Origin of the sequence: Formosa sp. Hel3_A1_48 (assembly GCF_001735715.1) — a bacterium.
Classification (GTDB): Bacteria; Bacteroidota; Bacteroidia; order Flavobacteriales; family Flavobacteriaceae; genus UBA3537.
Window position 1 is genome coordinate 94,987 of sequence record NZ_CP017259.1, and the last position, 20,746, is coordinate 115,732.

Consider the following 20,746-nt stretch of genomic DNA (forward strand, 5'->3'; position numbering starts at 1 on the left):
TATGACATCAGTACAGTGGTTTAATTTTATTTTGATTCTGCAACTAATACACGGGCTTGGGACATGGAAGTTATACCAAAAAGCTGGACGAAAAGCCTGGGAGGCCTATGTACCAGTTTACAATGCGCTCGTCCTTTTCAAAATATTAAACAGACCATGGTACTGGATATTCTTTATTTTCTTACCAGTGATTAATTGTGTGATGTTCCCTGTGATTTGGGTTGAAACAGCAAGAAGCTTCGGCAAAAACACAACAAAAGACACTGTATTAGCTGTGCTCTCCCTAGGTTTTTACAACTACTATCTAAATTATTTCTTAGACCTAAATCATATAAAAGATAGAGAACCTGAACCAAAATCAACTGCTGGCCAGTTTGTCAATTCTATTCTTTATGCTATTGTAGTAGCAAGCACAGTTCATATCTATTTTTTACAACCCTTTATAATACCATCCTCTTCTCTAGAAAAATCGCTTTTAGTTGGTGATTTTCTTATAGTGAGTAAAATGCATTACGGACCGAGAATACCAATGACAACTGTTAGTTTTCCGATGGTACACGATACAATTCCTTTAACTGGAAAAAAATCTTATTTGTTTAGTGACAAAATTGAGGAAAAAAACACGTCCTGGAAAAATATGTTTCAACTCCCCTATCTGCGAATTCCAGGGTGGGAAAAAATAAAACGCAATGAAATTGTAGTATTCAATCAGCCCGCTGACACACTTTTGGATATGAACGACTTTACACCTGATCGAAATTATTACAAACCCATAGATAAAAAAACTAATCTAGTTAAGCGCTGCGTTGGTATTTCTGGAGATACACTTCAAATTATTGATGGCTATGTTTACATAAACGGAATAAAGAATGAGCTTCCTGGACGTGCGCGCTTGCAGTTTTCATACAAAGGCAAAATTAAGGAAGGAAAACGCTTTAGTAGATCTATCTATAACCGCTTAAAAACATATTACGATATAACTGATGGTTTTGGCAACAACAGTACTGATTTTGAAGTTTCAGCAGCAACAAAGGAATCTATAGAATTATTAAAAAAGCACCCAAGTGTAGCTAGCATAGAACGAAAAATAAGAGCTAAAGAAGAAATCGATAGAGACATGTTCCCACACGACCCTGAATTCAATTGGAATATGGATCAATTTGGGCCAATTTACATTCCTAAAAAAGGAGCGACCATTGAAGTAAACACATCCAATTTGCCTTTATACAAACGCCTCATCTCAGAATACGAAGGAAACTCTATTTACGCTAAAGGGAATGTGGTATACATAAATGGAATAGAAGCTACATCATATACATTTAATCAAAATTACTACTGGATGATGGGGGACAACAGAAATGGTTCACTTGATGCACGTCGTTGGGGATTTGTTCCAGAAAATCATGTGGTGGGTAAGCCAGTATTTATTTGGATGAGTTGGAATACACATGGCAAAGGACTTAATAAAATAAGATGGGATCGTGTCTTTACTACGGTGCATGCCGATGGTCCAAGAAGATCCTACCTAATTCCTTTTGTTATACTCTTACTCATCAACTACGGCTACAAAAAATGGAAGAACTATAAAAACACAGCGGCCTAATAGCATTGATGAGTCTGATTTATCCTTCTTATATTCCAAGTATTGCAAACTATATCATTTTTGTACAAAACAAAAATATCGTTTTTGAGATGCATGATAATTATCAAAAACAAACTCTTAGAAATCGATGCTACATCTATGGAGCAAATGGCCAATTAGGACTACACATTCCTGTGCATTACTCACAATTAAATAGACAGAAAACGAGTGAGATCCGTATAGATAACAGTACAAATTGGAAAAGTATACATTGGAAATCTATAGAAAGTGCATATCGAACTTCACCCTTTTTTGAATTTTATGAGGATGAATTAAAACCTCTTTTTAGCAAAAAAAGTGACGAATTGACGTTCTTTAACCTTGAATGCATCAGTCGAATTAATGAGTGTTTAGATTTTAAACTCAATTATAGTATGTCAAAAACTTTTAAAAAAAAATACGATGGTAAAGACTATAGATTTTTAATTGAAACAAAAAATAATAATTCGATTAAAACCGAAGCTTACATCCAAGTATTTGAAAACAAACATGGTTATTTACAAAACCTAAGTATCTTAGATTTATTATTTAATTTAGGACCAGAAACACTTCTTTACATCAAAAATCATCCTGCAGTTTAGAGCTAATCGCTTTGTACTAATGTCGAAATTGGGAAATGATCGGAATACTTAACATTATGATTTTTGAAACTTGAAACCTTTAACCCTTCATCGACTAAAATAAAATCGATGCGCAAAGGAAAGTATTGAAATGCAAATGTAGAACCAAAACCACTACCAGCTACTTCAAAAGCGTCGTTTAAATTTGATTTCAAAAGGCGGTATACATAAGAATGAGCAGTATTGTTAAAATCACCACTTAAAATGGTTTTATAAGGAGAGTTGAGCAGGTGATTAGAAACCAACTCGGCCTGGTCTTGTTGAGCTTCAAACGTTTTGCTTAGGCGTTTAAAAAGCCGGTCGGATGTTTTTGAATCTAATCTTTTTACATTTGGGTTTACGCCCGAAGATTGAAGATGAATGTTATAAATTCTGAGTGTATCGGAGTTAATCAGAATATCAGCGTATATTGCCGAGTTCGCAGAATTTGAAAACTTTATAATCCCCTTATCCAAAAAAGGATATTTTGAAAAAATCACTAACTCAGATTTAGTTTTTGAAGCTGAGCTGAACACATATGGGTAATCCAATGGTAGAGCTTCGCTACTGTTGTATTCTTGAACTGATAATATATCTGGTGATTGTTTTTCAATAAAAGCTTGTATTTTTTCTGGGATAGCCTGATCGTTGATCCAATTGTAAAAATTCAGTAAACGAACATTATAACTCATGAGGGTTAGGCCTTCTTCTTCAGCCGAAGTTTCACTACCCGAAAAGTTATATAATGACAATAAATGATTGTATCCAAGACCTAAAACTAGTGCTGATAATAAAAATTGCCGTCTAATTTTAACTAACCAATAGACACAAAATAAAATATTAATGAGAATCAAAAAAGGTACGGTAAGACTCAAAACGGCCAAATGTGAAAATGTTTTAGGTGGTAAAAAAGGTAGAAAATAAGAAAGGAGTAATAGTGTAGAAACTAAACTGTTTAGAAGAAATAAAATTTTATCAAAAAAGTTTAAACGTTTCAAAATAATCACTTTTTTCCTGCACGAAATAAAAAATCTTTTTCCGCTTGTGTTAAACTATCATATCCACTTTTACTAATCTTATCTAATATCAAATCTATTTGTTTTTGCTGTGGGAATGCATTAAACTCTTTTTTTTGTTTTCCGCCCATGGTAGGTGACTTAGATTTGTGAACAGTTTTTAACTTATTTACCGATTTTAAATAATCTAAAACAACATCAAGAAAAGAACCTAAGTCCTTTCCAATTTTAAGTTGTTTTGCATACAAAAAGCCCGAAAGATAACCCCCAATATGAGCAACTGTTCCACCAGAATTCAACGACATCAAACCTGGCAAATCTAAAAGGACCATAGCTATTCCCAAATACTTCAAAGGAAACCTAAAAGAGAAAAATCCTATGGGTTTATTTGGCCAATACACACAAAGGAATAAAATACAAGCACGAACTCCTGCTGACGCACCAACTAAAGGGCCATTTATGCGCAGTAAATCTGGGATGAGCATAGAAACAAATACAAATGCTAAACCGCCAAAAATAACGCCCAAAATGTAAATTTTAAATGAAAGACGAGGTTTAAATAAATTAGCAAAAGATTGCGCTATAAAATACAAGACTAACATATTAAAAAAGAGGTGCCCAAGGCTATGGTGCAAAAACCCATATGTAATTATGCTCCATGGATGTGAAAGAACTTCTGAAAACCTGTATGGTAACGAAAACCAGTCTAAAAGATTGATACCCAATAAATTCAGGATTATTCCTAAAAAAAATAGACTTGTATTTAATACAATTATTTTTTCTAAAACGTGTAAGTGCAAAAACTTTGTTTTTATATCTTGTTTCAGGCTACTCATTTAATTCCAACGGTATTTGTCAAATTGATTTTTTTTCCAAAAGTACATAAGTAAGAATCCAGTAAGCGCACCACCAATATGGGCTATATAAGCCGTATTGCTTGGGCTAAAAATTGAAACTCCAGAGATGGCAGAAAACAAATCCAAAGCAATAATTCCAGGGATAAAATATTTTGCTTTTATCGGAATAGGCAGAAAAATCATCATCAGTTCAGCATTGGGATTCATCATACCAAAAGCCACTAAAATACCCATTATTGCACCAGAAGCACCAACCATGGATGAATTGCTTTTTACATTTAAATCAAATATACTACTAAAGGTGTTTTGATCTATTTGACTCAAGCTGTAGCCAAAATTATCAAGAATAACCTGCATTTTTTGAACTAAAATCTCCCCCTTAAACATATTGTTTTGCAGAATATTTAAACGAGAAGTTTCTTTTATAAATTCGAAAGTAAATCCACGCCCTTCTAATTCGGTTATTAAAGGATAAATCTGAATATAATAAACTAAAAAAGTAAGTGCTACTGCGCCCAAGCCACAACTGATGTAAAATACAATAAACTTTTTTTGACCAAAATAATGCTCGACAGCAGTTCCAAACATCCAGAGCGCAAACATATTGAATAACAAATGCTGAAAACTCCCGTGCATAAACATATGCGAAATAATTTGCCAGGGCTCAAAGTAGCTACTCAATGGATAAAAAAGAGCTAACAGATTGAAAAATAAGTCTTCATTACCCATAAGGTATGTGCCCAGAAATATAATAACATTCAAGATTACTAGGTGTTTGACAGTAGGAGTAATTCTAAGCATATTAATTAAATTTAGATTCTATTTCTGTAATTTCTATGGTCTTAAAAATAGCCTTATTATTCAGAGAGAGCGTCGGTTCTTTACAAGCAAATAATGAGTTAACAATAAACTCTTGCTCAGTCACATTTAGCTTTTTTCCGTTTTTGATTGCAAGACTTTTAGCAAATGTTTTAGCCAATAAATCACTAGAACTGAAATTAAAATCAGGAACTTCATTATGCACATCATCAATAAGCTGGTTAAATACTTTTGCAACATCACTTTCCTTTAACGCTGCGGGTATAGCAGAAATTGTGACCTGTTTATTACTCAATTCATCAAATACAAAACCAGAATGTTCCAATTGCTCCTTTAAGGTTTGAAATACCTCGGAATCTTTTGTTGAAAACTCAAAACTTAGCGGAAACATCAGCTGCTGACGAACCGTACCTTTCAAGGTAATTTGTTTTAAAAAATCTTCATATAAAATACGTTGGTGAGCTCTGTTTTGGTCGATAACAACCATGCCAGATTTAATGGTACTGATAATGTACTTATGTTGTAATTGAAAGGTGTTTTGGACCTTTTTGCTTTCATCTTCGTCAAAAATTGAGGATTGCAGCTCATCAGACTCAAATTGCACTTCGCTAAAATCATTAGTATTGTTCACTGCCGATTTTATGCCCGTATAAAGACTTTCCCATGCAGGTGCACTTGGTGTACTTTTGTTAGGCTTAGAACTAGAAAATGGATTAAAATCTGGATCAACCTCAACTCTTGGGGTTGATACGTTATCGCTTTGTTGATGGTACGGAGTATCTAGAGCCGCATTCCGCTGAAAATCAAGGATAGGTGCAACACTAAATTGTCCTAAACTGTGCTTTACGGCAGCACGTAACAAGGCATAAATAGTGGGCTCGTCGTCAAATTTAATTTCTGTTTTAGTGGGGTGAATATTAATATCAATAGACTTTGGGTCAACTGTCAAATTCAAAAAATAGCTTGGATATTTATTTGGAGCTAATAAACCTTCAAAAGCCGCTTGAATAGAGTGATTCAAATAAGGACTTTTGATGAAGCGCTGATTAACAAAGAAAAATTGTTCTCCCCTTGATTTTTTCGCAAACTCAGGTTTTCCGACAAAACCACTTATTTTTAACAACTCCGTATCCTCATCGACGGGTACTAACTTCTCATTTGTTTTTTTTCCAAAGGTATGTACAATACGTTGTCTAAAATTTTCGGATCGCAAGTCAAATAAATTATTGTCGTTGTGGTACATTGAAAAATTTATTTGGGGATGTGCTAAAACTACTCGATGAAATTCATCGATTATATGGCGCAATTCTACAGCATCAGATTTGAGGAAATTTCGCCGGGCAGGTATATTAAAAAACAAATTTTTGACAGCTATAGATGTTCCTTTTGAAGTAGCAGTAGTCTCTTGTTTTTTTACTATACTTCCTTCTATGGTGATAGCGGTTCCTAACTCGTCATTTTCTTGTTTAGTTTTGAGCTCTACATGTGCAATAGCGGCAATGCTGGCCAAAGCCTCTCCACGAAATCCTTTTGTGTTTAAGGAAAATAAATCTTCCGCAGAATTAATTTTAGAGGTTGCATGACGCTCGAAACTTAATCGTGCGTCAGTATCACTCATCCCCTTACCATCGTCAATAACTTGAATACGAGTTTTTCCAGCATTTTTGATGAATAACTTTACAGTAGTGGATCCGGCATCGATAGCGTTTTCTAGTAATTCCTTTACGACTGAAGAAGGCCGTTGAACAACTTCTCCAGCAGCAATCTGATTGGCTACGTGATCTGGTAAAAGGTTTATGATGTCTGCCATTAGCTAAAAAATAATGAAAGGTCAAAATCAATGATCCACAAAGCGATAAAAACAAGAACCATAATAATAAACCCTATTCGTCTGCTGGTCGCACGATCTGTGTGCTTAGCATCATTAAGCGCATTTTTCAAAGTACCTTTTAAGTTAGTTTTTTGAACGGTCACTCGCTGGTCATCGAACTTGTGTTTCATTTCAAAAGGATTTGAATCCCCTTTATAATAACGTGGCTCGTAATTGAATTTTTTATTTTTTCTGAGTTTAAATAACCCCATATCTAAATATATTTCAAATCCAAAACAAACATTCCAATTAAAATTACAATGACAACTACCACTAACCATGATACTGAGAAGGTTTTTTTACGTTGAGTTCTTGGTCTGAATTTTACCATAAAAAATGTAAGTTCGATTAAATCAAAAATACTTAAAAATTACAGTATAAAAAAGAGGAGTCTAAAATTTAAACTAAATTATATAGATCTGTTAAAATCAATCATTTTTAGAGCGGTTACTGCGGCTTCAACGCCTTTGTTTCCATACTTTCCTCCAGATCGATCTAGTGATTGCTGAAGATTATTATCAGTCAAAACACAGAAAATCACCGGAATTGAATGGTTTATATTTAAATCCTTAATTCCTTGTGTTACCCCTGCACAAACGTAATCAAAGTGTTTTGTTTCTCCTTGAACTACACAGCCTATGGTAATTACAGCATCGACTCCCGAAGTTTGCAGTTTTTTTGCACCAAAAATAAGTTCAAAACTACCAGGAACTTTATGAACAGAAATATTATGATCCAAAACACCACAATCTAACAATGTTTTTAGAGCACCCTGAAGAAGCCCATTGGTAACCTCAGCATTCCACTCCGAAACAACAATACCCAGTTTGAAACTAGATGCATCTGGAAGTGCTGATTTATCGTAATTAGAAAGATTTGTATTTGCCGTTGCCATGCGTTTTTTAGTTAAGCGCTGCTTGTGCTTTTCCTATGAAAACATCAATATCTTTGGCTTCTGTACTATTGGGGAAATCGGATTTTATAGTATTAAAAAAGCTCAAAGCATTTGAGTTTTTACCCAATTTTAAACCGATTACACCTGCTTTATACAAGTACATTGGTGTTGTGTAATTATTAGTTCTGTCATTTGCAGCTTGAACATAATAATCATAGGCCTCGTCAAGTTGTTCGAGTTGAACAAATGCATCTCCAATACCTCCTTTGGCGATTGGTCCCAAAACATCATCCGTGGACTCGAAAGCATTTAAATACTCTATTGCGTTAACGTAGTCCTTCATATTTAGATAAGCCATGCCAACATAATAATTAGCTAAATTCCCAGCTTTTGTTCCGCTGTATGTGTCCACAATATCTAGCATACCGTATTTCCCATCAGCACCATTCAAAGAAAGAGAAAACAATGAATCTTGTTCTGTACCATTGACCGCCTCATTGAAATGTTTTTGCGCAGAATACATATCGTTCATTGCCAAGCGTTCATTGGGTTGTTGTATGTATTTATCATACCCCAAAAAACCTAAAACTAAAACCGCTACAATGCCAACAATAGCAAAAATATATTTTTGATTTGAGGCAACCCATTGCTCAGTTTTGGAAGCATTTTCATCTAGTGATTTGAAGACCTCTGCAGTTGTTGAACCTTCCTCGATTGAGCTTTGTTTTTCTGCTTTTGTTTTTGGCTTCCCGCCGCGTTTCTTATATGTAGCCATAATGTTCTAAAATATGAGGGGCAAAAATATAATTTTATTCTTAAATTAATGATAATTTATTTGTTATTTTTCAATATTTTGCACCATTAATAGTCTAGTTCCTATCAAAAATATAATTTTAAACCAATTTAAATCCAAATGATCCTAAAGTCACTAAATTTAGTAAACTATAAAAATTTTGACAGCAGATCATTTGAATTTAACAAAAAGGTGAATTGCTTTGTTGGACCTAACGGGATTGGTAAAACCAATATTTTGGACGCCATATATCATTTATCGTTTGGGAAGAGCTACTTCAACCCCATCGCGTCTCAAAACATAAAACACGGAGAAGAGTTTTTTGTTGTAGACGGCAATTACTCTAAAGAAGATCGTGAAGAAAAAATAATTGTTTCGCTCAAAAAAGGGCACAAAAAAATCATCAAACGTAATGCTAAAGCATATGAACGCTTTAGTGATCACATAGGGTTTTTACCTCTTGTCATTATATCTCCAGCAGACCGTGATTTAATTACAGAAGGTAGCGACATGAGACGGAAATTTATTGATGGGGTAATTTCGCAAAGCGACAAAATCTATCTTGAGCATTTGATTCAATACAACAAAATTTTAGGTCAACGCAATGCCTTATTAAAGTATTTTTCAAACCAAAATACTTTTGATATTAATGCGTTAGAAGTGTACAATGAACAACTATCCGATTTGGGGGCTAAAATCCATCAAAAAAGAAAGGTATTTATCGAGGCTTTTATTCCAGTTTTCCTAAAACAATACAAGGCAATTAGTAATCAAAATGAAATGGTAAGCTTGGAATATAAAAGTCAATTAAATAATCAGTCACTTGAAATATTACTAAAATCACATATTAATAAAGACCGTGTACTACAATACACTAGTGTAGGCATTCACAAAGATGATATTGAATTAAATATTGGGGAATATCCAATTAAGAAATTTGGAAGTCAAGGGCAACAAAAATCATTTTTAATTGCGCTGAAACTGGCACAATTTGACTTTATAAAATCGCAAAGCGGAACTACTCCCATTTTGCTTTTGGATGATATTTTTGATAAATTGGACGAACAACGTGTAGAGCGTATCATTGGCATGGTCAATGACGATAGTTTTGGGCAGCTATTCATTTCTGACACCCATGCTGAGCGCACCGAAAAGGCCGTGAAAAATGTCCATCAATCTTTTGAAATTTTCCAGTTATGAAAAACTTAATCTGCTTTTCTTTACTTATGATCATGAGTTGTAAAACGGATCCAGCACAATACCTCAGTTTTGTGGAGGGCTATTGGGAAATTGATCAAGTCCATAAGAACGGGGCAAAAATTAAAGCATTCAAAATCAGTACAGGAATTGATTATTTTAAAATCAATTCAGATCGTTCGGGTTTTCGTAAAAAGCTAAAACCAAATTTTCAAGGAACTTTTGAAACCTCTGATGATGTGCTTAATTTTGAAATTAAAACAGAACACAATAGCTTGTTTTTGATATATAATGATAATGCAACTACATACAGTGAAGAAATTATTTCGGCAAGTACCACAGCACTGGTATTAGCCAATACCGAGGGTTTTGTATACACCTATAAACCTTACAAACCTTTAAACTTAGAGGAATGAGTAAACGCCACAACGACCATCAAAAAATAAACGAAGTTTTGGCTTCATTTGTTGAAAATAACAAATTAGAGAAAGGATTGGACAGTGTAAACGTAGCCAATGCCTGGCGCGAACTTATGGGCAATGGTGTAAACAACTACACCAGCAGCATCAAACTACATAAAGGTACTTTGTATGTAGCTTTAAGCTCATCTGTGTTGCGCGAAGAATTGGCCTATGGAAAAGACAAAATCATCGCTATGATCAACGAAGAATTGGGTAAAGAAGTTATTAAAAAAGTGATTTTAAGATAACAAAAAACCACACCTGTGGTGTGGTTTAATTTTGAATTTGAGAAAAGTTTTAAAACATCTCGCGTCCTGAAAAGTGAAAAGCACCTTCAATAGCGGCATTCTCATCACTATCACTTCCATGGACAGCATTTTCGCTAATAGAATCAGCGAACATATTGCGGATGGTGCCATCAGCAGCCTCTGCTGGATTTGTTGCGCCAATCAGTGCTCTAAAGTCTTCAACAGCATTATCCTTTTCCAAGATTGCAGCAACGATGGGACCTCGAGTCATATACGTTACTAAATCTCCAAAAAATGGACGTTCTTTATGAATGTCGTAAAAAGCCTCAGCATCGGCTGTAGTCAATTGAGTTAACTTCATCGCTACAATACGAAATCCGGAAGAGGTTATTTTTTCTAAAATTGGGCCGATGTTTCCCTTTTCAACTGAGTCAGGCTTAAGCATCGTAAAAGTTCTATTGTTTGCCATATTTAAAATTTAATTCGTGCAAAAGTAATGATTTTGAAATGAAAACAGACTGCAGAGCTATTTATAAAAAGTTGTATCTTTGTTTCTTATGAAAAGTTTAACTTTTAACGATGTAAAGTCCTTATTACAATCGCCAAAAAACATAGTGATTGTTTGCCATGTTAACCCAGATGGTGATGCTATTGGTTCATCTTTGGGCCTTTATCACTATCTCATACAAAAAGGACACGTTGCAGATGTTATTGTACCCAATGACTATCCCAATTTTTTAAAATGGATACCAGGAACATCATCAGTGATTCAATTTGAGAAAAATATAAAAAAAGCTCAAAAAAAGTTAGAAGTTGCAGATCTTGTATTTACCCTTGATTTTAACACTTTACACCGCAGTGGATCAATGCAAAAGGTGTTGACTGAAAATACTGCTTTGAAAATTATGATCGATCATCACCAACAACCAGATAATTACGCAGCTTACACCTATTCTGATGTGAATATGTGTTCTACTGCTGAAATGGTTTATAATTTTATCGATCAGCTAGGAGATATAGCTTTGATTAATAAAGCAATCGGGAGTGCACTTTACACTGGTATTATGACGGATACAGCATCGTTCCGTTTTCCAAAAACAACAAGCACAACACATCGTATAGCGGCACATCTAATTGAGATTGGAGTTGAACACTCCGAAATTCACAGCAAAGTGTATGACGCTAATCGTTTTGAACGCATAAAATTGTTGGGGACTGCTCTTAACAACCTCACTGTTATCGCACCATTGCATACAGCCTACATAACATTATCGCAAAAAGAACTCGATAAAATTGGTCAACAAAAAGGAGATACTGAAGGGTTGGTTAATTACGGCTTATCCGTAGAAGGTGTGAAATTAGCGGCAATTTTTATTGAAAATAAAGAAGAAGGAATCATTAAAATATCGTTGCGTTCCAAAGGCGATTTTGATGTCAATCTATTGGCTCGTGAACATTTTAGTGGTGGTGGGCATAAAAATGCAGCTGGTGGCAAAAGCACGCTTTCTTTAGAAAAGACAGTTGAAGAATTTAAAAAATTAGTAAAAGCATTAGCATCAAAATTAAAATAATGTCTGTTTTTCGTTTACTTACCGTAATTATTTTGTTTCTAGGCTGTAAGCCCTCAAATGCTCGACTGCCAGTTCAGCAAAATTCAGGAAGTTTTATTGATACTTCTATTCAAATCAACAAATCCCGAAACGAAAGAGAATACAAACTAATTAAGCAACTTGTAGATAAAGACAATACCTTTATTGCCTCAGATTATGGGTTTTGGTATAAATATAACTTCAAAAACGATAAAGAATTATACACTCCGAAGTTTGGTGATCAGGTCATTTACACCTACAGTATCAAAAATTTATTTGGTGAATGGATTTATTCCATGAATGAAACCAACTTAAAAACATATTTTGTAGATCAAGAAGAATTGTTTTCTGGGCTTAGAGAGGGTATAAAATTAATGCGAAAAGGCGAAAAAATTACCTTTATTTTTCCATCTCAAATGGCGTATGGTTACTATGGAGATGATAATAAAATAGATGCAAATACCCCACTAATATGTGAGGTTATTGTACGCGATATAATTAAAAATTAATAACGACACACTAAACAAAAACATCATGAAAATCACTAAATCTATAACTACCCTATTTGGTATTCTATTATTACTAAGCAGCTCCTCTTGTCAAAACAAATACCCAGAACTAGGTGATGGCGTATTTGCAGAATTTGCCACCACAAAAGATACTATGGTTGTTCAATTATTTTACAAAAAAGCCCCACTTACAGTAGCGAATTTTGTAGGACTAGCAGAAGGAACACATCCACTACTAGCAGATTCGTTAAAAGGTAAACCATATTACAATGGTACTATATTTCACAGAGTCATTGATCAATTTATGATTCAGGGCGGTGATCCAACTGCTACTGGTATGGGTGATCCAGGTTATAAATTTGGGGATGAATTTGATGAAACGTTAAAACATGATAAACCAGGTGTATTGTCTATGGCCAACTCTGGTCCATCAACCAATGGTAGTCAGTTTTTTATTACAGAAGTGCCTACACCTCACCTCGATAATCGACACGCAGTTTTTGGGCAAGTTGTAAAAGGAATGGAAGTACAAGATTCGATTTCGAATGTAGCAGTCGCTCCAGGAAGCAATAAACCTCTTGAAGATGTTGAAATTTTATCAATCAATATTATTCGTCAAGGTTTCAGTGCCAAAGGTTTTGATGCCGCAAAAACTTGGGAAAAAGAATTACCACTTCTTGAAAAAAAACGTCTTAAAAAAATAGAAGAAGCCAAAAAGGAAGCCGAACGTCAAAAGAAAATCGCTGAAGAAAAAATGGAAGCTGCTGCAGCTTCGATTCTTCCTGTTTTAGAAGACTACAAAAGCAAAGCCAAACCTACAGATTCTGGTCTCCTCTCCTACACTATTGTTGAAGGTAATGGCCAAAAACCAGCATTGGGATCTGTTGTAAAACTATATTATGAAGGATATTTTACCGATGGAAAACTCTTTAGTACCAACGTAAAAGATGTTGATGTAAAGTGTGGCACTTACGACCCTCAGAAAGAACAACGAGGGTTATACAACCAAATGCCAATGAAATTTAGTGCCGATGCACAAATGATTCCTGGTTTTAAAGAAGGTGTATTGGCCATGACTAGAGGACAAAAATCATTCTTTTACCTGCCCTCTCACCTTGCTTATGGCGAAAATGGCCGAGGCCCTATAAAACCAAATTCAGATTTGATTTTTATTGTGGAACTTGGTACTGAATAACGCAACAAGTTAAATCATTAAGACACCCCCGCTAATGCGGGGTTTTTTTATAGCTTTTCTGGAATAGCTGCTAAAATCGCCTTAAGAAATACCCAGAATTTCTGTACAGAAGAAATTTGTGCACGTTCGTCTGGAGAGTGTGCGCCTTTTATATTAGGCCCGAAACTAATCATTTCCATACTGGGATAATGTGTGCCCAATATGCCACACTCCAGCCCTGCATGACAAGCAGCAACATGAGGTTCAGAACCATTAAGTTGAACATACAAATCTTTTAAAACTTTTAAAATTGAGGCCTTCATATTGGGCGTCCAACCTGGATAATCTCCAGAAAATTCTACGGCGCATCCAGCCAATTCAAAGGTTGCTTTAAGAGTCTGTGCCAAATCCATTTTGGAACTATCCACAGACGAACGAGTAAGACAGCCTATATGAATTTGTCCATTTTCTATAAGCACACGCGCTACATTATTGGATGTTTCCACCAAATCCTCAATATCAGGGCTCATACGGTATACACCATTGTGCGCCGCACGTAGAGCTTTAAGCAAAGGCTGTTGTACTCCAAGCTCCATCACTGCTTCAGGCAAATTGGTGGGGTTTAGTACAATTTTAAGTTCTGGTTCGATAGTGTCAAATTCTTTTTCAATTGCAGAAATTAAATGTTCTGTATCGCTTTCAAAAGCATCTTTATGCACTGCATCGACCACCACAACAGCCCTGCTCTCTCGCGGAATAGCATTACGTAAACTACCACCATCAATTTTTGAAATGCGAAGTCCATAACGGTCAAAACCATCGTACAACAAACGGCTTATAAGTTTGTTGGCATTGCCAAATCCTTTGTGGATGTCCATACCTGAGTGTCCACCTTGTAGTCCTTTAACGGAAAGATCATAAGCAACTGTGGATTGAGGCCTTGGCTCTTCGCTGTAAGAGCCTGTTGCGGTTATATCAATTCCTCCAGCACAACCCACACCAATTTCATCATCCTCTTCAGTGTCTAGGTTCAAAAGAATTTCTCCTTTTAACAGTCCGGGCTGGAGTCCCATAGCTCCAGTCATTCCGGTTTCTTCATCTACAGTAAATAATGCTTCTAGCGCTGGATGAGGTATGTCAGTACTTTGCAATACGGCCATGATAGTGGCTACTCCCAAACCATTATCAGCTCCAAGTGTTGTGCCATTGGCTTTTACCCAATCACCATCAACATACATCTGGATGCCTTGGGTTAGAAAATCAAAATCTGTATCCATATTTTTTTGATGAACCATATCCAAGTGTGATTGCAAAACCACTGCTTTTCGATCTTCCATTCCTGGAGTGGCTGGTTTTTTGATGATAACATTACCAACTTCGTCCTCTATGGTCTCAAGGTTTAGACCAACACCAAAATCTTTAATAAATGTAATAACGCGCTCTTCTTTTTTGGATGGACGGGGTACCGTATTTAAATCGGCAAAATTTGACCAAATTGCTACAGGGCTCAATTGTCTGATTGTTGTATTCATGGTGTAAAATTAGAGCTACAAAGGTACGGATATCGTCTTAAACCTAAATATAATTTTCTATTTTTGAACTATGTCGAAAACTTTAAGACTATTTATTGCATTTAGTATTTTGCCTCAAATATTCTTCGTCAAAATTTTGTCGAGTTACCCCTATTGGGTAGAGGAAAATTACAGCAACATAGTTTATCCTAAGATTTCAAATGCCTTGCGACTATTGTATGGCTGGGTGCCCTTCTCGGTAGGAGATTTACTGTACATTACAGTTATTGGGTACGTTCTTTGGTGGTTTTTTACACATAGGAAAAAAGTACTAAAAAGTCCAAGAAAAACTATTGTCGATCTGCTTTCAACTGCATCCATTTTATATTTTGTGTTTCATGTGTTTTGGGGGTTAAACTATTACCGTTTACCCCTTCATAAAAAACAAAATATCAATCCAATTTATACTACTGAACAACTAATTCAAACAACAAGAAAAATTACAGCATTTACAAACAAAGTTCATTTAAAATTAGTAAAAGATAGCAGTGCAATCGTCATAATTCCAAATGATTTTGATGTACTGAAAAAAAAATCTGTTAAGGGCTATCTAAACAGCGCTAGAATATATCCTTATTTAAAGTACAAAAATCCAAGTCAAAAATTATCTTTACTTAGCATGCCTCTTACTTATATGGGGTTTAGTGGTTATTTGAACCCCTTTACCAACGAAGCACAAGTAAATTATAAAGCGCCAACTAATTCCTTAGCGTTAACACTTGCCCATGAACAAGCCCATCAATTGGGTTATGCTGCTGAGAGTGAAGCTAATTTTATAGCCTTTTTAGCGACCTATCAACACAGCGATCTACATATTAAGTATGCTGCGTATTCTTTTGCACTGCGCTATTGCCTAGTTGAATTGTCCAATAGAAATAAAAAAGTGTTCGAAGAAATAAAAGAGGAGGTAAATCCGGGAATTTTAACTGATTTTGAAAACCGAAGTATGCACTGGGCCCAATATAAAAACCCTTTAGAACCTTTATTTAAATCGATTTACAATAACTTTTTAAAAGCAAACGCCCAAGACAAAGGCATTAAGAGCTACAGCTATGTTGTTGGTCTAATTGTGGGGCATTTTGAAGCGCAGACTGATCAATAAGAACAACAAAGATTTATGATTTTTTTTAGATAGTTTATTCATATATTTAGCATTGCTAAATTTAAGAAGATGAAAAAAATCAAATTGCTACTTTTTGGGCTCATTTGTTCATTTATTGCACATGCTCAAGATTATTTCCCAAAAAATGATGGTGTAAAAACAAAAGCTTCAAATTACACTGCTATCACTAATGCTAAAATTTTTATTACACCCAACAGTATAATTGAAAATGGCACACTTTTAATAAAAGACGGCATAGTCGTGAAAAGCGGAGCGCATATTGAAATTCCGGAAAACACAGAGGTCATTGACGTAAAGGGCAGTAGCATATATCCCTCATTTATTGATTTGTATTCAACTTTTGGTGTGGATAAACCTAAACGGGAAAGCAATGGCAATAGTCCACAATATGGCCCCTCTAGAGAAGGTTTTTATTGGAATGATCACATTCGTCCAGAACAAAATGCACTCACTGCTTTCAAGTTTAATAAAAAAACTGCCAAATCGATGCTGCAACAGGGTTTTGGAGTGGTTAATACACACATAGAAGATGGAATTGTCCGAGGTAATGGAGCACTGATAGCTCTGGATGTAAATGGCTCAGATGCCAAGAGAATACTTTCTGGTCGCTCAGCGCAATATATTTCGTTCTCGAAAAGTGTAAAATCCCAACAATCCTATCCGACCTCCATCATGGGAGCAATGGCACTATTGCGCCAATTGTACCAAGATGCCGATTGGTACAAAAAAGAAAATAGAACGACGATAGATCGATCAATAGAAGCATTTAACAACAATTCGGATTTAGTTCAAATTATGGCAGCTGGAAGTAGAGCAAATGCGCTTCGAGCAGACGCTGTTGGTGATCAATTTGGAGTTCAATACATTATATTGGGTGGTGGAGATGAATATGAACGCATAAGTACCATAAAAAACACAAATGCAGCATTCATTATACCGGTCAATTTTCCAAAATCGTATGATGTCGAAAATAGTTTTTTAGCCAACAAACTGGAGTTAGAAAGCATGAAAGAGTGGAACCAAAGGCCGACAAATCCTAAAATTTTAAATGATAATGATGTTCCTTTTGCACTAACCACATATGGATTGAAATCAATAAGTGAATTCAAAAATCATGTTAAAAATGCAATTGAACACGGATGGAGTGCTAGCAAAGCACTCGAAGCGCTTACTACAGTTCCCGCACAATTATTAAACAACAATAAAATTGGAAACCTCAAAAATGGCAGTTATGCTAATTTCACCATTACATCTGGAGCATTTTTTGATTCAGACACCTCAATCTTCGAGCACTGGATTCGAGGATCGAGAACAATTTTTAAAGAGTTTAACCAAAAAGATTTAAATGGATCTTACACTTTTAACCTAGACAAGCAAAAATATAAACTTGATATTTCTGGTAAAAGAGGAAATCACAAGGCGAAATTAAAGTCAGACAGCTTAAACCTCAGTTGTTCAATCAAGCAGAATCAAGACTGGGTTCACCTACTATTCACAACAAAGGACACTGTCAATCAACAATTTATGCGCTTTAGCGCTAAACTTGATTCCAATGCTCCGGATTTGAATGGAACTGTTGATTTCTTTGATGGGACAATCAAAAAATTGACCTTAACAAAAAGCAGTTCTAAAAACACAATAAAAACTGAGAAAGATAAAAAAGAAGCTGAAGCCAAAACAGTTTTAGCAGTTAGTTATCCAAATGGTGCATACGGCTCTTTACAATTGCCTGAGTCTGAAACTATTCTTTTTCAAAATGCAACAGTTTGGACTAACGAAAGCGAAGGAATACTACAAAACACTGATGTCTTGGTAAAAGATGGAAAAATTGTAGAAATTGGCCGTAATCTAAAATCTCGTAAGGCAAGAATAATAGATGCAACAGGAAAACACCTCACGTCTGGTATTGTTGACGAGCACTCACATATCGCAGCAGCAAGTATAAACGAAGCTGGGCAAAATTCGTCTGCTGAAGTTAGCATTGAAGATGTAGTTGATGCCGATGATGTTAATATTTACAGAAATTTATCTGGCGGGGTTACTACAATTCAAATATTACACGGATCTGCAAATCCGATTGGAGGGCGTTCTGCACTCATCAAATTGAAATGGGGTGAGTCAGCGCAAAATTTGCTTTACAAAAATGCACCAAAGTTTATCAAATTTGCATTAGGAGAAAATGTAAAGCAATCCAACTGGGGCAGCTACAGTCGTTTTCCTCAAACAAGAATGGGTGTAGAACAAATGTATATTGATTACTTTTCGCGTGCCAAAGCCTATGATCAAAAAAAGAAAAGCGGTCAAGCTTTTAGAGTCGACACTGAGATGGAAGTCCTAGCAGAAATCCTTAATAAAGAACGCTTTATTAGTTGTCATTCTTATATCCAAAGTGAAATCAATATGCTGATGAAAGTAGCAGAAAAATTCGATTTCAATATCAACACCTTTACGCATATTTTAGAGGGTTATAAAGTAGCAGATAAAATGAAAACGCACGGAGTTGGCGCCTCAACATTTAGCGATTGGTGGGCCTACAAATATGAAGTAAACGATGCCATCCCATACAACGCAGCAATTCTAAACGCTGTGGGTGTTGTTACAGCAATAAACAGTGATGATGCTGAAATGTCTCGGCGCCTTAATCAAGAAGCTGCAAAAGCGGTCAAGTACGGAGGAGCTTCTGAGGAAGATGCATGGAAAATGGTGACACTAAATCCAGCAAAACTACTTCATATTGATGATAAAGTTGGAAGCATAAAAATAGGTAAAGATGCAGATCTAGTGCTTTGGAATGAACACCCCCTTTCTGTATATGCAAAAGCTGAACAAACCATAATTGAAGGTGCTGTATATTTTGATATTGAACGTGACCAACAACTTCGAAAAAGTATTCAAAAAGAGCGAAATATATTGATTCAAATGATGCTTAAAGAAAAAAATAAGGGAATGAAAACCCAAGCTGTAAAAGTAGAAACAAAACAGGATATGCATTGTGACACTCTAGATCACGATCAAATTTAATAAAAATATTATGAGAACATTTAAGGTACTGATTATAGTAATTCTTGCCGTTTGTTTCACGCTTAATGCGCAACAAACGCCAGCAAAAAAACAGATGAAAACTATAGCAATTAGCGGTGCTACAGCACATCTTGGAAATGGAAGTTTAATAAAAAATAGTCTTGTTGTATTCGACAATGGTACTATTCAATATGTTGGTAAAATGGATGCTAGCAAACTAAACTCAGAAATAGAAATTATAGATGCCAAAGGAAAACATGTTTACCCTGGTTTTATCATTCCAAACTCAACCCTTGGACTTATTGAAATTGATGCCGTACGCGCTTCAGATGATGATGAAGAAATTGGAACTTGGAACCCCCACATAAGAAGTATAATTGCCTATAATACAGAATCAAGGGTTGTGGAAACAATGCGCCCGAATGGTGTATTAATGGCGCAAATTACTCCACGAGGTGGTCGAATATCAGGCACCTCCTCTGTAGTTCAACTTGACGCTTGGAATTGGGAGGACGCCGTTGTAAAAATAGATGATGGCATTCATATGAATTGGCCTAACACCTTTTCTAGAGGACGTTGGTGGATGGGTGAAGAGCCTGGACTAAAAATCAATAAAAAATATGCTGATGAGCTGCAGGAATTAAACGCATACTTTAATAACGCTAAAGTACACAACATTAAAGCTAGTCCTGGCCTCAATTTGCCATTTGAAGCCATGAAAGGCGTGTTTTCGGGACATCAAACACTATTTATCCATGTAGACGATGAAAAAGGTATCATTGATGCAATAAACTTTACAAAACAATACAAAATCGAAAACGTCGTTTTGGTTGGTGCTTATGAAGCCTACAAACAAACGGAGTTGATCAAAGAAAATGATGTTTCTGTATTGTTAAGACGCGTGCATTCAAGGCCTAGCAAATCCGATGAAGACTATGATCTACCTTTCAAACTTGCCAAGAAGCTAGTTGATGCGGGGGTGACTGTTGCGCTTGAAGCCAGTGGTGATATGGAGCGAATGAATTCCAGAAACTTACCCTTTTACGCTGGAACTACAGTTGCGTATGGGCTTGATAAAGAACAAGCCTTGCAACTTATTACTTTGAATGCTGCAAAAATCCTTGGAATAGATGCGCAATACGGTAGTTTAGAAACCGGAAAAAGCGCTACCCTTTTTATTAGTCAAGGAGACGCTTTGGACATGCGTACAAACCAATTAGAGCATGCTTTCATAGACGGGCGAAATATAAGTCTTGAGAGTCATCAAACAAAGCTATGGAAAAGATATACAGAGAAATATAAAGATCAATAAAAACCTATCTGAGGCCCAAATAAAAGTTTGGGCTTTATTTATGCATGCAA

The 20,746-nt window shown here is 35.6% G+C and carries 20 protein-coding genes; 11 read left to right on the top strand and 9 right to left on the bottom strand.

Features of this window, described 5'->3' with window-relative positions; all coding sequences use genetic code 11:
* The first annotated feature begins 1 nt into the window (after nucleotide 1).
* Both lepB and FORMA_RS00490 read left to right on the top strand, forming a co-directional pair.
* Nucleotides 2-1,603 carry a signal peptidase I gene (gene lepB, locus FORMA_RS00485; protein WP_069673818.1) on the top strand — a complete coding sequence of 534 codons (1,602 nt, stop codon included), beginning with the start codon at nucleotides 2-4 and terminating at the stop codon, nucleotides 1,601-1,603.
* 8 nt (nucleotides 1,604-1,611) lie between these two features.
* A complete protein-coding gene (locus FORMA_RS00490) occupies nucleotides 1,612-2,223 on the top strand; it encodes a WbqC family protein (RefSeq protein WP_069673819.1) in 612 nt (203 codons plus the stop codon).
* A 2-nt stretch (nucleotides 2,224-2,225) separates the two neighbouring features.
* Here the strand turns inward: FORMA_RS00490 and FORMA_RS00495 are convergent, their stop codons facing one another.
* The 7 genes from FORMA_RS00495 to FORMA_RS00525 form a co-directional block, all read right to left on the bottom strand.
* Entirely contained in the window at nucleotides 2,226-3,116 is an 891-nt protein-coding gene (locus tag FORMA_RS00495) for an endonuclease/exonuclease/phosphatase family protein (RefSeq protein ID WP_231924992.1), read from the bottom strand.
* A 128-nt stretch (nucleotides 3,117-3,244) separates the two neighbouring features.
* A complete protein-coding gene (locus FORMA_RS09435) occupies nucleotides 3,245-4,093 on the bottom strand; it encodes a rhomboid family intramembrane serine protease (protein ID WP_069673820.1) in 849 nt (282 codons plus the stop codon).
* Nucleotides 4,094-4,915: a rhomboid family intramembrane serine protease gene (locus tag FORMA_RS00505; RefSeq protein ID WP_069673821.1), complete on the bottom strand. Its 822-nt coding sequence runs from the start codon at nucleotides 4,913-4,915 to the stop codon at nucleotides 4,094-4,096.
* Between the two features lies 1 nt (nucleotide 4,916).
* Nucleotides 4,917-6,743: a DNA mismatch repair endonuclease MutL gene (gene mutL, locus FORMA_RS00510; protein WP_069673822.1), complete on the bottom strand. Its 1,827-nt coding sequence runs from the start codon at nucleotides 6,741-6,743 to the stop codon at nucleotides 4,917-4,919.
* A complete protein-coding gene (locus FORMA_RS00515; protein ID WP_231924994.1) occupies nucleotides 6,743-6,934 on the bottom strand; it encodes a hypothetical protein in 192 nt (63 codons plus the stop codon). Before FORMA_RS00515 ends, mutL begins: the two co-directional genes overlap by 1 nt.
* A gap of 278 nt (nucleotides 6,935-7,212) precedes the next feature.
* The gene (gene ribH, locus FORMA_RS00520; RefSeq protein WP_069673824.1) at nucleotides 7,213-7,698 is read right to left on the bottom strand and encodes a 6,7-dimethyl-8-ribityllumazine synthase; all 486 of its coding nucleotides are present in this window, start codon (nucleotides 7,696-7,698) and stop codon (nucleotides 7,213-7,215) included.
* 7 nt (nucleotides 7,699-7,705) lie between these two features.
* Nucleotides 7,706-8,473: a tetratricopeptide repeat protein gene (locus FORMA_RS00525; RefSeq protein WP_069673825.1), complete on the bottom strand. Its 768-nt coding sequence runs from the start codon at nucleotides 8,471-8,473 to the stop codon at nucleotides 7,706-7,708.
* A 138-nt stretch (nucleotides 8,474-8,611) separates the two neighbouring features.
* Between FORMA_RS00525 and recF the strand changes: the two genes are divergently transcribed.
* The 3 genes from recF to FORMA_RS00540 are packed head-to-tail and all read left to right on the top strand — an operon-like array spanning nucleotide 8,612 to nucleotide 10,397.
* Nucleotides 8,612-9,691, top strand: coding sequence for a DNA replication/repair protein RecF (gene recF, locus FORMA_RS00530; RefSeq protein ID WP_069673826.1), 1,080 nt, complete (start codon nucleotides 8,612-8,614; stop codon nucleotides 9,689-9,691).
* Nucleotides 9,688-10,104 carry a lipocalin family protein gene (locus tag FORMA_RS00535; protein ID WP_069673827.1) on the top strand — a complete coding sequence of 139 codons (417 nt, stop codon included), beginning with the start codon at nucleotides 9,688-9,690 and terminating at the stop codon, nucleotides 10,102-10,104. Before recF ends, FORMA_RS00535 begins: the two co-directional genes overlap by 4 nt.
* Nucleotides 10,101-10,397 carry a DUF721 domain-containing protein gene (locus FORMA_RS00540; protein WP_069673828.1) on the top strand — a complete coding sequence of 99 codons (297 nt, stop codon included), beginning with the start codon at nucleotides 10,101-10,103 and terminating at the stop codon, nucleotides 10,395-10,397. Before FORMA_RS00535 ends, FORMA_RS00540 begins: the two co-directional genes overlap by 4 nt.
* A gap of 49 nt (nucleotides 10,398-10,446) precedes the next feature.
* Here the strand turns inward: FORMA_RS00540 and FORMA_RS00545 are convergent, their stop codons facing one another.
* Nucleotides 10,447-10,866, bottom strand: coding sequence for a nucleoside-diphosphate kinase (locus tag FORMA_RS00545; protein ID WP_069673829.1), 420 nt, complete (start codon nucleotides 10,864-10,866; stop codon nucleotides 10,447-10,449).
* Between the two features lie 88 nt (nucleotides 10,867-10,954).
* Between FORMA_RS00545 and FORMA_RS00550 the strand changes: the two genes are divergently transcribed.
* The 3 genes from FORMA_RS00550 to FORMA_RS00560 are packed head-to-tail and all read left to right on the top strand — an operon-like array spanning nucleotide 10,955 to nucleotide 13,690.
* Nucleotides 10,955-11,968: a DHH family phosphoesterase gene (locus FORMA_RS00550; protein WP_069673830.1), complete on the top strand. Its 1,014-nt coding sequence runs from the start codon at nucleotides 10,955-10,957 to the stop codon at nucleotides 11,966-11,968.
* Complete coding sequence (gene gldI / locus FORMA_RS00555; RefSeq protein ID WP_069673831.1) at nucleotides 11,968-12,495, top strand: gliding motility-associated peptidyl-prolyl isomerase GldI; 528 nt, start codon at nucleotides 11,968-11,970, stop codon at nucleotides 12,493-12,495. The genes FORMA_RS00550 and gldI overlap by 1 nt, the downstream gene beginning before the upstream one ends.
* 25 nt (nucleotides 12,496-12,520) lie before the next feature.
* A complete protein-coding gene (locus FORMA_RS00560) occupies nucleotides 12,521-13,690 on the top strand; it encodes a peptidylprolyl isomerase (protein WP_069673832.1) in 1,170 nt (389 codons plus the stop codon).
* 47 nt (nucleotides 13,691-13,737) lie between these two features.
* Here the strand turns inward: FORMA_RS00560 and FORMA_RS00565 are convergent, their stop codons facing one another.
* Complete coding sequence (locus FORMA_RS00565) at nucleotides 13,738-15,201, bottom strand: aminoacyl-histidine dipeptidase (protein WP_069673833.1); 1,464 nt, start codon at nucleotides 15,199-15,201, stop codon at nucleotides 13,738-13,740.
* Between the two features lie 70 nt (nucleotides 15,202-15,271).
* On the opposite strand from FORMA_RS00565, the gene FORMA_RS00570 reads away from it, so the two are divergent.
* The 3 genes from FORMA_RS00570 to FORMA_RS00580 all read left to right on the top strand — a co-directional run bounded on the left by FORMA_RS00570 (nucleotide 15,272) and on the right by FORMA_RS00580 (nucleotide 20,696).
* Nucleotides 15,272-16,342 carry a DUF3810 domain-containing protein gene (locus tag FORMA_RS00570; protein ID WP_069673834.1) on the top strand — a complete coding sequence of 357 codons (1,071 nt, stop codon included), beginning with the start codon at nucleotides 15,272-15,274 and terminating at the stop codon, nucleotides 16,340-16,342.
* 69 nt (nucleotides 16,343-16,411) lie between these two features.
* Nucleotides 16,412-19,384: an amidohydrolase family protein gene (locus tag FORMA_RS00575; RefSeq protein WP_069673835.1), complete on the top strand. Its 2,973-nt coding sequence runs from the start codon at nucleotides 16,412-16,414 to the stop codon at nucleotides 19,382-19,384.
* A 10-nt stretch (nucleotides 19,385-19,394) separates the two neighbouring features.
* The gene (locus tag FORMA_RS00580; protein ID WP_069673836.1) at nucleotides 19,395-20,696 is read left to right on the top strand and encodes an amidohydrolase family protein; all 1,302 of its coding nucleotides are present in this window, start codon (nucleotides 19,395-19,397) and stop codon (nucleotides 20,694-20,696) included.
* The last annotated feature ends 50 nt before the right edge of the window (nucleotides 20,697-20,746 follow it).